Raw genomic sequence first — 13,173 nt, 5'->3', positions numbered from 1 at the left:
GCTGCTTCGGGGGCCACGCCGCAGCGGGCCCGGACGACGGTAGCGGGCCGGCCGGCCGCGGGCCAACGAGGTGACACCGCCGACGGGTCGATCAGCCGTCCGGCGAGGCGTCGGGGTCGTCGGGGCGGGTGGTGCCATCCTCGTCGGGGCGGGAGGCGGCATCGTGGTCCGGGTCGGCGGGGCCATCGTCGCCCGGGCGGGGGGCGTCGACCGGCTGCACCTCGAGGTGGACGTGACCGAACCGGTCCGGCTCGGTGTAGCGGTCGATGTGGCTGGAGAACGAGAACCGGCGCACGGCCGGTGCGATGACGGTGCGGCCGGCTTCGACCCGGTCGCCGGCTGCCACCGCGGCGCCGTCGACGTGGATCAGCACGATCCGCAGGTGCGGTGCGGCGTCCGGGACGATCTCGATCCGGGTGTCGAGGTGGCGGCCGTAGAGGTGGTACTCGCGGACGTCGACGACCTCGCCGTCGACGGGTGCGCGGAGGGGCACCCCGTCGGGATAGACCAGATCGGCGGCCGAGGTCGCCGGCGTGGGCCGTCCGCGCGACGACAGCACGAGGTAGTCGGTCCCCGCGGGGTCCGTCGGCGGCGGGCCGAACTTCGTCGTGTTCTGGTGGTCGGTGATCGCGCCGACCGGTTCCATCGCCAGCGCGTCACGGTTCGCGGACTCGTGGAAGCCCAGGACCACCAACTCGTCCGCGGGCAGCCACAGCTGCAGCTCACCGACGCGCGCGAAGGGCCCGGTCGCCGGCACCGGCACGGCGTCGGGCTGCGCGTCGGTCAGGGCCGCGTCGGTACCGGCGGACGCCACGGTCGGGTCGGTGGACGCCGTGGCCGGGTCGGCGGGCGTCGTGCTCCGGCCCGACGGCTGTGCGCGTTCGACCGCGCGCGGTGCCCGGGCGGGACGGATGGCTGCTTCCTGGTCGTCGGCTTCCAGCCCCGCCATGGCGCCGCCGGGACCACCGGCACCGACGGCGTAGACGGCCGAGACGCTGGCGAGGAGGCCGCCGAGGGCGACGAACACCACCGGCGCACGCGAGCGACGGCGTCCGAACCAGTGACGAGAGCGGCTCAGCGTGCGTTCCTCTGCCCGACAGCACGGTGCCGACGCCAGGTGGCGTCGGCACCGGGAATCTAGTCCGGTGGGGCAAGGTCCTGTGGCATCACCCGTCCGCGAATCGAAAGGCCGCGGCCGCAGCAGCCGTCCGTCAGGCGTCCTCGTGGGAGACCTCGACGTGGACGTGCGGCAGTGCGGCGCCGACGAACCGGTCGATCTGGCTGGGGAACGGGAAGAGCCGGGCGCGGGCGGCGACGAGGTCACCGGCGCGGACGTCGTCGCCCTGCTTCACCTCGGCGCCCTCGACGTGCAGCAGCGTGACACGCAGATGCGGCGCGTCGTGGGGCCGGATCTCGATGCGCAGGTCGTCGTGCTCGTCGTAGAGGCGGTAGTCGGCGACCTTCGTCACGCGCCCGTCGACCGGGGCGACGACCGGTTCGTCGATCTCCAGGACCACGTCGGCCGCGCTGGTCGGATGCTGCGCCCGGCCACGGGTGGGGAGCACGAGGTAACCGGGCCCGTCCGCGTCGGCGATCGCGTCGTCGGGGTCGAAACCGTTCGCGTCGGCCCGCTCCTCCCAGGTGCCGACGGGGCGCAGGACCAGCGGGCCCGAGCCGGCGGCCTCGTGGAAACCGTGCGCCACGACGTCGTCGGCGGGCAGTCGCAGGTCGAGCCCCTTCACCCGCGCGAACACGGCCGGCAGTGCCGCGGCGCGGTCGGGATCGTCCTCGGTGGACCCCGCGTCCCCGGAGCCGCCATCGGTCGCGGCCGCAGCGCCGGCGACCGGTCCGGCGACGCCGACCCCGGGGGCGGAGGCGTCGGCGCCCCGCTCACCCGCTTCGGCGGCGACCAGGGGCGGCAGGACGAGCAGGACCACGGCGGTGACGGCCAGGGCGCCGGTGGCGCGCAGGCGGCGGGCAGGGCGGAAGACCGGACGAGACAGCACGAGGCTCCCGGGCGGGGACACGGGGAAGCTGCGACGCCACCGGACGGCATGGTCTCCAGCGTGTGGGACCCGAGAGGCACGAGAGGTGCCGGCGGGCATCGCAGCGGCCGGAAACGGTACCTACGTTCGATCACCGTCGCCAGGCGGCGGCCGACGCGTACGCGCGACGCGCGTCGGACCATCGCCTCGCGCGGTTGCCGCAGACGCGCTGGCGGAGCGCGTCAGCCGGCCCGGCGCTGGCGGGCCTGGGCGAGCAGTTCGCGGGCGTGCTGCAGGCCGGCGTCGGCCGTCGCGTCGCCGCCCAGCATGCGCGCGAGCTCGCCGGCACGGTCGTCGTCGGCGACACGCCGCGTCGTCGTGACGGTCCGTCCGCCCGCCACGCCCTTCTCGACCACGTGGTGGACGTCGGCGAACGCCGCCAGCTGCGCGAGATGCGTGACGCACAGCACCTGGCGGGCGCGCCCGTCGGCACCCCGCGCGAGGCGCGCCAGCTTCTCCCCCACGGCCAGGGCGGTCGCCCCGCCGATCCCGGCGTCGACCTCGTCGAACACGAGCACGCGGGCGTCGTCGACGTCGGCCAGTGCCACCTCGACCGCGAGGGAGACCCGCGAGCGCTCCCCCCCGGAGGCGGCCTGGGCGACGGGTCGAGCCGGCTCACCCGGGTTGGCGGCCAGCAGGAACGTGACCCGATCGAGGCCCTCGGCGCCGGGGTCGCCGTCCTCGTCGTACTCGACCGCGACCTGGAACCTGGCATGCGGCATGGCGAGGTCGGCGAGATGGCCGTCGACCGCCTCGGCCAGGCGGGCCGCCGCCAGCGACCGCCCGCGGTGGACGTCGCCAGCGAGTTCCAGCACGCGGCCGCGCGCCTCGGCGACACGTTGCTCGAGCTGTCCGGCGTCGGACTCCTCGGTCTCGAGGGCGGTCAGCCGCGCACGGGCCTCGTCGGCGTAGGCCAGCACGGCAGCGAGATCGGCGCCGTACTTGCGCAGCAGGTTGCCCAACACCCGCCGGCGTTCCTGCAGGTGTGCCAGCCGCTCGGGATCGGCAGCCGCCCCCTCGCCGTAGGCCCGCGTGTCGGCGGCCAGTTCGGCGACCTCGGCCGCGATCGCCGTCGCGCGCTCGCGCAGGGACTCCACGTCGGGCTCGTCGACCGGCAGCCGCCGCAGGGCGTCCAGTGCCACGCCCAGCGGCTCGCCCGCACCGTCGCTGCCCAGCGCCTGTGCGGCCGTCGCCGCACCGAGCTGGATGTCCTCGGCGTTGGCGAGCCGCTCGAGTTCCTGGTCGATGGCCGCGTCGGTGTCCGGATCCAACTCGGCCGCGTCGATCTCGGCCACCTCGAAGCGCATCCGGTCGAGGTCACGGGCGCGCTCGCGGGCGTCGCGTTCCAGACGCTGCAGCCGGTCGGCCAGCTCGCGCCAGGCGCGGTGGGCCTCGCGGTACTGCGTCAGCGTCCGTGCATGCGGATCCCCGGCGAACCGGTCGAGCAGCGTGCGCTGCACCTCGGGCCGCGTGAGCCGATGGTGCTCGTGCTGCGCGTGCACCTCGACGTGTCGGCCCAGGACGTCGGCCAGCGTGGAGACGGGGGCGAGACGTCCGCCGACGCGTGCGCGTGAGCGGCCGTCGGCGGGGATCTCACGGGCCACGATCAGCACGTCGTCCCCGTCCCGCAACCAGTCCGCGGCCTCTGGCGGCGCGGGGTTGACCACCGCTTCCGCGAGCGCGACGTCCTCGCCGGCGCGGACGAGCGCGGTGTCGGCACGCGCGCCAAGCAGCAGTTGCAGCGCCGTCACCAGCATGGTCTTGCCGGCCCCGGTCTCGCCCGTCACCACCGTCAGGCCGGGCGACAGCTGCAGGACGGCGTCCTCGATGACCCCCAGACCCCGGATGTGGAGCTCGTCGAGCACCTACCGCTCCTGTGTCACGGACCGCACCGGACGGGAGGCTACCGATCCTCCCGGGCAGACCGTCCGACGCCGCGTCACCGGCTGGGGACGACCGGCGCGCGTCAGCGCAGACCGAACTTGCGGCGCACCAGTTCGTAGAAGTCGAGCGCGTCGACACGGGCGAGCCGCACGGCGCGGCCGTCGCCGCGGACGGTGACGTAGCCACCGGCCTCCAGCACGACCGGCTGACGGCCGTCGCAGGAGACGACCGCCGGGGCCTGCTCGGCGACCAGCTCGACCCGGATCTCCTCGTCGACCGCGGCGACGACCGTGCGGTCGAACAGCGTGTGCGGCGCCACCGGGACCACCAGCATGGCGGGCACGCGGGGCGAGACGATGGGGCCGCCGGCCGACAACGCGTAGGCGGTCGAACCGGTGCTGGTGGCCACGATCAACGCGTCGGCGGGGACCTTGGCGAACAGCGTGTCGGCGACGTGCACGTCCATAAGCAGCAACCGCTGACGGGCGGTCTTCTCCAGCGCCACCTCGTTGAGGGCCCACCCGGTGGCGAGGACGGCGCCGTCGGGGCCGTGGGCGCGAACCTCCAGGGTCGGCCGGGGCTCGACCTCGAAGCCGGCTTCGGTCACCTCACGGAGCGCCTGTGTCAGTTCGTCGTGTTCGACCTCGGCGAGGAAGCCGAGGCGGCCGAGGTTGACGCCCAGCACCGGCACGTCGGCGTCGCGGCACAGGTGCGCGGCGCGCAGGAAGGTCCCGTCCCCACCGAAGGAGATCGCCAGGTCCAGCCCGTCGGCGAACCGCTCGGCCGACACGGGCGTGGCGATCCCGGCGGGGTCGACCGGCGGCGCCTCGTCGTCGGCCGCGCCGTCGGCGACCACCACGCTGACGCCGAGGTCGTCGAGCAGGCGGGCGGCCTGCGCGGCGGCCGCGATCGAGGCGTCGCGTCCGGCATGGACCACCAGCCCGATCTTCACGGGCGGGCGTCCGCTCGGCGCCGGCGGCCCTCGTCGACGGCCGCGGCCACGACCTCGTCGAGCGACGGGGCCGAGGTGGCGTCGGTCTGCAGGTGCATCAGGAACTCCACGTTTCCCGCCGGGCCGAGCAGGGGCGACGCGGTGACGTCCAGCCGCTCCCACCCTAGCGAGCGGGCGGCCTCGGCAACGCGCCGCAGGCACTGGCCCCAGACGGTCGGGTCGCGCACGACGCCGCCCTTGCCGACCTGGTCGCGTTCCGCCTCGAACTGCGGCTTGACCAGTACGACGCCCTCGGCCGGTGGCGCCAGCAACGGCCGCAGGACGGGCAGCACGCTCGCGAGCGAGATGAACGACAGGTCGGCGACCAGCAGGTCGGGCAACGGTGGCGGCAGGTCCTGCGGGGTCAGGTCACGGACGTTGGTGCGTTCCCGGACGGTCACCCGCTCGTCCTGGCGCAGCTTCTCGTGGACCTGGCCGTAGCCGACGTCGTAGGCGAGCACGTGGTCGGCGCCGCGCTGCAGCAGGCAGTCGGTGAACCCGCCGGTCGAGACGCCCGCGTCGAGGCAGCGACGCCCGGCCGGGTCGACGGCGAAGCGGTCGAGGGCGTGCGCCAGCTTCTCGCCGCCCCGCGAGACGTACGGGCGTGGCGGCGCGGCCACGACGACGGCCTGCCCGGCATGCACCTGCGTGGCCGGCTTCAGCGCCGGCGCACCGTCCACGGTGACCAGTCCCGCCGCGATGGCCTGCTGCGCCTCGGTGCGGCTGGTCACCAGCTCGCGGCGGACCAACTCGGCGTCCAGTCGCCGGCGTGCCGGGCTGACGGTCAGACCTCGTCGAGGCGGGCGAGTTCGCGCGCGATGCCGTCGTTGAGTTGCTCGAACACCGCGACGCGCTCCCCCACCGGGAGCGCGTCGACGGTACGCAGCGAGTCGTGCAACGCCGCCAGGGCGGGATCGACGTCGCGATCGACGTCGGGCGTGTCGCTCACGACTCGTCGCCCTCGTTGGTGACCTGCTCGAGCCGCTCGGCGAGGATCGGCGAGGCCTCCGGCGGCGCGTCGGTGCCGGTGGCCGCGTCACGGCGCACGTCGGCCGCCGCCTTCTTGACCGTGGCCTTCTTCGCCGTCGTCTTCTTGCCGGCCGTCTTCTTGGCGGTCTTCTTCGCCGCCGTCTTCGCGGGGCCGGCGTTGGTCGCCTCGGCCGAAGGCGTCGCCGTGGCGGCGGTGGTCTTCTTCGCCGTCTTCTTCGCCGCGCTCTTCTTGGCGGCCGTCTTCTTGGCGGCCGTCTTGGCGGTCTTCTTCGCGGTCTTCTTCGCGGCGGTCTTGCCCGCAGGGGCAGCAGCCGCGGTCTTCTTGACGGTCCGCTTCGCGGCGGTCTTGCCCGCAGGGACGGCAGCCGCGGTCTTCTTCGCCGTCTTGCCGGCGGTCTTCTTGGCGGTCTTCTTGGCCGTCTTCGCCGCGGCCTCTGCGCCGTCGGTGGTGGTCGACGTCTTCGCCGCACCGCTGTCGCGCTGGGTGCGGCCCAGCGAACGCTTGAGGTCGGCGACCTGCTTCTGCAGCCGGTCGAGTTCCTTGCTGGTAGCCAGCCCCATGTTGCGGACCACGCGGGTCGACTCGGCCTTGACGAGGGCCATGATCGCCTCGCGATTGCGGCCGCTGCGCTCCATCAGGTCGTCGACCAGGTCACCGACCTGATCGCTGGCGGCCTCGCCGGAGCGGACCAGGTTCTTGACGATGCGTTCGGCCTTCTTGGCCGTCACCTGCGTCAGGCCGGAGGCGGCCTCGATGTAGCGCTGGAGCGCGTCGTTCACGGTGGATTCCCCCATCTCGGGTCGACGGCTCAGGCTAGCAACCACCTGCGCGGGCTTCGTCTACAGCCGATCGGTCGGTGCGAGCGAGTCGCGGCGGTAGCGGAGCAGCAGTTCGCCGTCGTGCTCGCGCAGTTCTGCGAGCTCCATCCGCTGCACGGCTTCCGTGGGGCCCGCGACGATCCGGGTCGCGCTGCCACCGACGAGGACCGGTGCGAGCGTGAGGTAGAGCTCGTCGACGAGGTCGTCGGCCAGCAGTGCCGCGTTCAACGACGGGCCTCCCTCGCACAGCACCGCGCCCAGGCCCCGGGCGGCCAACTGCAGGAGCAGCTCACGAAGGTCGACCCGTTCCTCACCGGCGACGAGGTACTCCGCGACCTCGCCAAGCTGCGCGTTGCCCGCGGCCGCGCGGGCGTTGGTGGCCAACAGCGGCGGATGCGCGGGATCGGCGAACAGCCGTGCGCCCGGATCGAGGTCGAGCCCGTTGCTCACCACCACCAGCCGCGGTGCGGCCGACAGCCCCTTCTGTTCGCGGCGGCGGCGACGCTCGGCGCTGCCGGCCGCCGGGCCGTAGTTCTCCGCGCGTACGGTGCCGGCGCCGACCAGCACGGCGTCGGCGGCCGCCCGGAGGGCACCGAAGGCCGTCCGGTCGGCGGCATCGCCCAGTGCCGCGGTGCGACCGGCGATGCTGGCGGCGCCGTCCACCGACGAGACCATGCCGAGGCTCACGCCCGCTCGCCGCCCGATCGGTCCCACCAGGCGCAACCCGTCGTAGACGGACGCGAGATCCTCCTCGACCACGTCGGGCAGCAGGCGGCGCACGGGGTCTCCTGTCGGCGGACCGCGAAAAGGCTTCGCCGGACGCTACCGCCGTGGGCACGCCGCGCCGCACCGTCGGGCGGGCACCAGGCGTCCGACCGCCCGGCCCTGCGGCCCGAAGGGCCACGGTGGCGACTGCTAGCGTCTGGCCTTCCATATGGCCCATCACCGACAGGAGCCGACACGGTGGCCACCGTCGAAGAGGTCGACGCGGTGCTGTGGGGACTCCTAGACCGGTTCGGCGAGGTCGACGAGGACGTGCGGGCGCTGCTGCCCAACCGCCGCACCATCGAGGCACGCTGCCCCGACCTCGACTACGTGCGGCACGCCGAGTGGCGCCGTGGCGAGCTCATCGTCCTCGAGGAGGCACCGCCGCGCCGCGCCGACATCCGCATCTCGATGTTGTCCGACGACCTGCTGGCGGTCGCGAACGGTGAGCTCACCTTCTCGCGTGCCTACGCCAGCAACCGGGTCCGCCTGGATGCGTCCATGACGGACCTGTTGCGACTGCGCGCGGTGCTGTGATCGCGCCGGCCGTCGCGGTGCTCCCCATCGGGGACGTCAACCCGACCCGTCGCCGCGCGGTCGTCACCTGGACGTTCATCGCGATCAACATCGCCGTGTTCGCCTACCAGGCCACCTTGGCGGGATGCGAGCAGTTCCGGTTCGTCTACCGGTGGGCCGCGATCCCCCAGGAACTGCTGACCGGCCGCGCCCTGTCGGACCCCGAGCTGCAGGCCGTGCTCGGCGAGTGTGCCGCCGGCGGCGTCGACAAGAGCGTGCTGGTGTCCGCGATCACGGCGATGTTCCTGCACGGCAGCCTGGGCCACCTCGTGGGCAACCTGCTGTTCCTCGGCATCTTCGGCAACAACGTCGAGGACCGGCTCGGCCGGCGGCGGTTCGTCGGCTTCTACCTGGCCGGCGGGTTGGCCGCCACGGCCGGGCACGTCTTCTTCAACGCAGCGGGTGTCGCCGCACTCACGCCGCTGGTCGGCGCGTCCGGCGCGATCGCCGCCATCCTCGGGGCCTACCTCGTCATGTTCCCGCGGGCGCGCGTCTTCACCATCGTGCCGTTCCCGCTGTACCTGCTGGCGCTGGTCCTCCCGAAGGTGCGCATCCGGACGTGGCTGCTGTTCTTCGCGATCGTCGCGATGCCCGCCTGGCTGCTGCTGGCCGGCTGGCTGGCACTGCAGTACGTCGCCGTGCGCAGCCCCGTGACCGACGCCGTCGCCTACGAGGCCCATATCGCCGGCTTCCTGGTCGGCCTCGTGCTGGTGCTCCTGCTCGACCGTGGCCGACAGCGTCGCGGCCAGGAGCCCTTCCATCCGGTGCGCCGTCGTGACACGCCGCCACCGCCGCCACCGCCACCGCCGAACTGGCGCTGACCGGACGTCTCGGGCCGCGCCGCGGCTCACGTCTAGGCTGCGCCGACCCGATCGAGGAGGCAGCGTGTCGACGCCACCGGCCGACAATGGGCTGCCGGTGCTCGGCTGGAAGGAGCACGTGTCGCTGCCGGAGTGGGGGCTGGAGGTGCGCGGCAAGCTCGACACCGGCGCCCGGTCCAGTGCCCTGCACGTCACCCGACTCGAGGAGATCGGCGAGCACGAGCACGACGGCGACCCGTTCCCCGTCGTGCGTTTCGACGTCGTGCTCGGCCGCCGTGACGCGCCGGAGCACCACGAGATCGAGGCACCCGTCGTCGGCCACCGGATCGTGAAGGACACCGGCGCCCGTGCCGAGCGGCGGCCGGTCGTGCGCACACGGATCGTCTGCGGCCCGCTGGACACGGTCGCCGACGTCACGCTCACCGACCGGACCGGGATGATCTTCCGCATGCTGCTGGGCCGTCTGACCCTCGAGCACCACTGTCTGGTCGACCCGGCCAACGGGTACCTGGTGACCGGTGCGGCGGCGGCGAAGGCGGGCGGGACCACCGCGTGAACGGACCGATCAGCGTCGCCGGGGTCAGCGTCGCCCCGGGTGAGCGCCGCCACCTGTTCCCGTCGGCGTCCGAGGCCTACACCGGCGACCGCACGACGTTGCCGATGGCCGTGATCAACGGCACGGCGGACGGTCCACGGGTGTTCGTCACCGCCGCCGTCCACGGTGACGAACTGAACGGCATCGCCGTGTCCCGGGGGTTGCTCGACCGCCTGGATCCGGCCACGCTCGCCGGGGTCGTCGTGGTGGTGCCCATCGTCAACGTACTGGGCGTGCAGATCGGGTCGCGTTACCTGCCGGACCGGCGCGACCTCAACCGGTCGTTCCCCGGCTCCCACGACGGCTCCATGGCCGCACGGATCGCGCGGCTGCTGGTGGAGGAGGTCATCGTCGGCAGCGACGTCGGCATCGACCTGCACACGGCGGCAAACCATCGCACCAACGTCCCCCAGGTCCGCGTCGACACGAGCGATCGTCGCGCCCACGATCTCGCCGTGGCGTTCGGGGCCCCCTTCGTGCTGGATGCGCGGCTGCGGCCGGGCTCGCTGCGCGAGGTCGCCGGCGACCGGGGCGTGTCCGTGCTGACCTACGAGGGCGGCGGGCCGCTGCGGTTCGACGAGGACGCCATCGACGTCGCGCTCCGGGGCGTGCTGCGGGTCCTGCAGCGCCTGGGGATGATCCACGCCGCGCCTCCTCCGGCACATCCGGCGCCGATGGTGCTGCACGCGTCGCGCTGGCTGCGTGCCCACCGTGGCGGCCTGCTCGAGTTGCACGTCGCCGCGGGCGACCACCTGACGCCGGGCCGGCCGCTGTGGACGACCGTCAGCCCGCTGGGCGAGGAACGCGCCACGCACGAGGCGACCGAGGAAGGCTTCGTGATCGGGGCGACGACCCTGCCGCTGGTGCAACCCGGTCAGGCGATCCTGCACGTCGCGCTGCCGGGCGACCGTCTGCCCGCCGAGGACGACCCCAGCGAGGAGGAGGACGAGGACCCCGAGGCCACCGAGGAGCCGTGACACCCCGTCCGCGGGACATGCCGGGCTGCGCCGCCGAGGAGCGGTGACCTCACCCGTTCACCGACGTCTCGTCCACGGACGTGCCGGCGGCGCGCGCCACCGACGCCGCCTGGACCTCCATGCGGCTGGCCGGACCGCCGCCTGGCGTGCGCCACCATCGCCGCCGGAGCGCGCCGGTGACCTCCACCCGCTCCCCCGCCGGCAGCCGTTGCGCGTCGGCGAGCAGGCGCCGGCCGACCTGCCCCGGACCGGGCCGGCCCCGCGCGGGCGCCGGGCCGACACTGACGGGCACGGTGTCCGCGCCGCCACCCGGCCGGGGCACGACCACGCGCAGCAGCACGAGTTCGTCGCCCGACGGCAGGGTCCGCCGCTCCGGCTCACCGCTGGCCCGGCCGATGATCCGGACCTCGTTGACGGCCCAACCCTCGGCACCGTCGTTGGCCGTCGCCGCCTGCTGCGTGCTCATCATCGCTCCTGCAACGTCGTGTCCTCGCGAGGCGGCGGACGGTAGAGCGCATGGGCCGCGAGGCGGTCACTAGTCTCGATCGGGCTGTGGAAAGGGAGCCCATGCACACCGACGACGAGGCCGTCGAGATCGTCCCCTCGCCCGCGGAGCGCTACGACGACGGCGTCGTCGCGCTCGACACGCTGACCGGCGGCATGGACACGGTGACGGCCGGGTTCCTGCTGACCGCCCCGCGACCGGCGCTGATCGAGTGCGGGCCGGCGAAGTCGATCGCGTCCGTGATCGCGGGCCTGCGGGCGCTGGGCTTCGATCCAGACGACCTCGCCTACGTCGTGCTCACCCACATCCACCTCGACCACGCCGGCGGTGCCGGCGACCTGGCGGCCGCGTTCCCCAACGCCAGGATCGTCGTCAGTGAGGTCGGCGCCCCGCACCTGCACGAGCCCGCGCGGCTCAACGTCTCCTCCCGGCGGGTCTACGGCGCGCTGTACGACGAGGTCTACGGCGACTGCACGCCGATCGAGCGCGACCGGCTCCTCGGCGTCGACGACGGTGACCGCCTGGACCTCGGCGGCGGGCGCGAACTGGAGTTGCTGTACACCCCGGGACACGCGAAGCACCACGTCGGCGTCCACGACTCGGGGACCGGCGCGATCTTCTCCGGCGACTCGGTCGGGGTGAAGCTGCCGGGCATGACCCACATCCGGCCGGCGACCCCGCCGGCGGACTTCCACCTCGAGGCGGCGCTGCGCTCGTTGGCGCGCTACCGGGAGCGCGAGCCGTCGCGGGTCTACCTGGCGCACTACGGCCCGGTCGACCCGCCCGACGCGGCCCTGGCCGAGGCCGAGGACCGGTTACGGCTGTGGGCGGCGACCGCCGAGTCGGCCTACCGCCACGCCATCGCCGGCGGTCCGACCGGGACGGAGCTCGACCACGTCGCCGAGACGCTGCAGCACCGCTTCGCCAGCGAGCTCGACTTCACGCAGGTCGCCGACGACCCTCACGCCGAGGACCGGATCGAGCTGCTCTCCGGCTACACGTCCAACGCCGCCGGTCTCGTGCGCTACTTCCAGCGCCGCGACGAGGGCACGCTGACGGACGTCGGCTGACGGGTCCGCTCACCCGTCCAGGCTGGCCAACCGCTCGTCGACGTCGAGGAAGTCCGGGTCGGCCGCCCGGATCGTGAGGAACTGCTCGCGCGCCTCGGCCGCGTCGCCGTCGCGTTCGGCGAGCTCGGCCGCGACGTAGCGCACGCGCAGCACGTGCTCGGCCCTGCCGGCACCGATGCGGGCGAGGTACTTGCGCAGCACGGCGCGCCCGGCGCCGACGTCCCCGCTGTCGGCGAGCGCCGAGGCCCACACGATGGCGGCTTCCGCGCGGCGGTCCTCGGGGGCGTCGTCGGCGTTGGCGAGGGCCGCGGCCGCGTCGACGACGCGGTCGACCCCGCGCTCGAGCGCCCGGAGGCAGTCGGCGATCAGATGGTTCTGGTCGACCTTGCCCGTGATGCGCTTGTAGGCCTGCAGTTCGCTGAGCGCTGCGGGGTACTGCTCTTCGAGGTACAGCGCGACGCCGTAGGCCTCGCGGACGGCCGCGATGCGCGGCGCCTCGTGCTTGGCCCAGGCGAGCATCGGGAGCGCGACGTCGAGACGTTCCTCTTCGATGGCCGCGGCCCCGATGCTGAGCGCGAGGGCGATCTCGCGACCCCGCCGGTTCTTGCCGATGACGCGGTCGATCTCGCGCCGCACGCCCTTGGGCAGTTGCGGCTCCTCGTCCTCGGGCAGCTCGGGCCGCGGCGGCGCAGCCGCTTCGCGCCCGGGACGCGGTGGCGCGCCGGCGCGCGAGCGGGCGCGATCGAGCCCGATCGGGGCGCGGGCCCCGGTGGGTGCGCCGAGCGAGCGGCCGGTCTCGGCCTCGCCGCCGCGAGAGTCGCGCCGACGGTCACGTTGCGGCGTCTCGCGCCCGCGGCGCTGCTGACCGCCGCCGCGGTTGCGACGCTCGGATGACTGGCCCTCGGGCACGGACGCGTCCTCCTGTGGGTGCGAAGCAGTTGGCGAGGCACGGTACGTGCGCCCGGGCACGCTAGACGACCACGACGTGCGAACGGACGCCCGGTGTCGATCGTGGGTTGCCCGAGCCGCCCGAGCCGCCCGCGCCGGACGGGGGCGCGTCGCCTGGCTGGCGGGTGCGGCGGGTCGCGGAGGGCGGGGAATGCGTTGAGGCCGCCCGGTGGGCGGCCTCAACGTC

Annotated in this window: 15 protein-coding genes; 5 read left to right on the top strand and 10 right to left on the bottom strand. The window is 74.1% G+C overall.

Annotated features, from left to right (window positions below; translation table 11 throughout):
• Window positions 1-91 precede the first annotated feature (91 nt).
• The 8 genes from ACERM0_RS00075 to ACERM0_RS00040 all read right to left on the bottom strand — a co-directional run bounded on the left by ACERM0_RS00075 (window position 92) and on the right by ACERM0_RS00040 (window position 7,509).
• Window positions 92-1,030 carry a M23 family metallopeptidase gene (locus ACERM0_RS00075; protein WP_373676445.1) on the bottom strand — a complete coding sequence of 313 codons (939 nt, stop codon included), beginning with the start codon at window positions 1,028-1,030 and terminating at the stop codon, window positions 92-94.
• 181 nt (window positions 1,031-1,211) lie between these two features.
• On the bottom strand, window positions 1,212-2,006 hold the full coding sequence (locus ACERM0_RS00070) for a hypothetical protein (RefSeq protein WP_373676444.1): 795 nt from the start codon (window positions 2,004-2,006) through the stop codon (window positions 1,212-1,214).
• A gap of 221 nt (window positions 2,007-2,227) precedes the next feature.
• Entirely contained in the window at window positions 2,228-3,910 is a 1,683-nt protein-coding gene (gene recN, locus ACERM0_RS00065; RefSeq protein ID WP_373676443.1) for a DNA repair protein RecN, read from the bottom strand.
• A gap of 101 nt (window positions 3,911-4,011) precedes the next feature.
• The gene (locus tag ACERM0_RS00060) at window positions 4,012-4,881 is read right to left on the bottom strand and encodes an NAD(+)/NADH kinase (protein WP_373676442.1); all 870 of its coding nucleotides are present in this window, start codon (window positions 4,879-4,881) and stop codon (window positions 4,012-4,014) included.
• Window positions 4,878-5,708, bottom strand: a complete 831-nt coding sequence (locus ACERM0_RS00055) for a TlyA family RNA methyltransferase (RefSeq protein WP_373676938.1) — start codon at window positions 5,706-5,708, stop codon at window positions 4,878-4,880. The genes ACERM0_RS00060 and ACERM0_RS00055 overlap by 4 nt, the downstream gene beginning before the upstream one ends.
• Complete coding sequence (locus ACERM0_RS00050) at window positions 5,705-5,869, bottom strand: hypothetical protein (RefSeq protein WP_373676959.1); 165 nt, start codon at window positions 5,867-5,869, stop codon at window positions 5,705-5,707. Before ACERM0_RS00050 ends, ACERM0_RS00055 begins: the two co-directional genes overlap by 4 nt.
• On the bottom strand, window positions 5,866-6,690 hold the full coding sequence (locus ACERM0_RS00045) for a phasin family protein (RefSeq protein WP_373676441.1): 825 nt from the start codon (window positions 6,688-6,690) through the stop codon (window positions 5,866-5,868). Before ACERM0_RS00045 ends, ACERM0_RS00050 begins: the two co-directional genes overlap by 4 nt.
• Before the next feature lie 60 nt (window positions 6,691-6,750).
• Entirely contained in the window at window positions 6,751-7,509 is a 759-nt protein-coding gene (locus ACERM0_RS00040) for a dihydrofolate reductase family protein (protein WP_373676440.1), read from the bottom strand.
• Between the two features lie 183 nt (window positions 7,510-7,692).
• On the opposite strand from ACERM0_RS00040, the gene ACERM0_RS00035 reads away from it, so the two are divergent.
• From ACERM0_RS00035 to ACERM0_RS00020, 4 genes are all read left to right on the top strand, one after another.
• Window positions 7,693-8,031: a sterol-binding protein gene (locus tag ACERM0_RS00035; RefSeq protein WP_373676439.1), complete on the top strand. Its 339-nt coding sequence runs from the start codon at window positions 7,693-7,695 to the stop codon at window positions 8,029-8,031.
• Window positions 8,028-8,891, top strand: coding sequence for a rhomboid family intramembrane serine protease (locus ACERM0_RS00030; protein WP_373676438.1), 864 nt, complete (start codon window positions 8,028-8,030; stop codon window positions 8,889-8,891). Before ACERM0_RS00035 ends, ACERM0_RS00030 begins: the two co-directional genes overlap by 4 nt.
• Window positions 8,892-8,955: 64 nt before the next feature.
• The gene (locus ACERM0_RS00025; protein WP_373676437.1) at window positions 8,956-9,447 is read left to right on the top strand and encodes an ATP-dependent zinc protease; all 492 of its coding nucleotides are present in this window, start codon (window positions 8,956-8,958) and stop codon (window positions 9,445-9,447) included.
• Window positions 9,444-10,463 carry a succinylglutamate desuccinylase/aspartoacylase family protein gene (locus tag ACERM0_RS00020; RefSeq protein ID WP_373676436.1) on the top strand — a complete coding sequence of 340 codons (1,020 nt, stop codon included), beginning with the start codon at window positions 9,444-9,446 and terminating at the stop codon, window positions 10,461-10,463. Before ACERM0_RS00025 ends, ACERM0_RS00020 begins: the two co-directional genes overlap by 4 nt.
• Window positions 10,464-10,512: 49 nt before the next feature.
• Here ACERM0_RS00020 and ACERM0_RS00015 read toward each other — a convergent pair whose 3' ends face one another.
• Window positions 10,513-10,929, bottom strand: a complete 417-nt coding sequence (locus ACERM0_RS00015; RefSeq protein ID WP_373676435.1) for a single-stranded DNA-binding protein — start codon at window positions 10,927-10,929, stop codon at window positions 10,513-10,515.
• Between the two features lie 101 nt (window positions 10,930-11,030).
• Here ACERM0_RS00015 and ACERM0_RS00010 point away from each other — a divergent pair, with 101 nt between their 5' ends.
• Window positions 11,031-12,038 carry an MBL fold metallo-hydrolase gene (locus tag ACERM0_RS00010; protein WP_373676434.1) on the top strand — a complete coding sequence of 336 codons (1,008 nt, stop codon included), beginning with the start codon at window positions 11,031-11,033 and terminating at the stop codon, window positions 12,036-12,038.
• A gap of 9 nt (window positions 12,039-12,047) precedes the next feature.
• Here the strand turns inward: ACERM0_RS00010 and ACERM0_RS00005 are convergent, their stop codons facing one another.
• Window positions 12,048-12,947 (bottom strand): hypothetical protein, encoded by a 900-nt coding sequence (locus ACERM0_RS00005; RefSeq protein WP_373676433.1) that lies wholly within the window; start codon window positions 12,945-12,947, stop codon window positions 12,048-12,050.
• Window positions 12,948-13,173 lie beyond the last annotated feature (226 nt).

It is taken from the genome of Egicoccus sp. AB-alg2, from assembly GCF_041821065.1.
Classification (GTDB): domain Bacteria; phylum Actinomycetota; class Nitriliruptoria; order Nitriliruptorales; family Nitriliruptoraceae; genus Egicoccus.
Note: the sequence above shows the minus strand (reverse complement) of the source record. Positions and strands in the feature narration are given on the sequence as shown.

Bases quoted from the DNA above. Each gene is read 5' to 3' on its own strand.
- ACERM0_RS00015 (WP_373676435.1), bottom strand. From the start codon at position 10,929: ATGAGCACGCAGCAGGCGGCGACGGCCAACGACGGTGCCGAGGGTTGG.
- ACERM0_RS00010 (WP_373676434.1), top strand. From the start codon at position 11,031: ATGCACACCGACGACGAGGCCGTCGAGATCGTCCCCTCGCCCGCGGAG.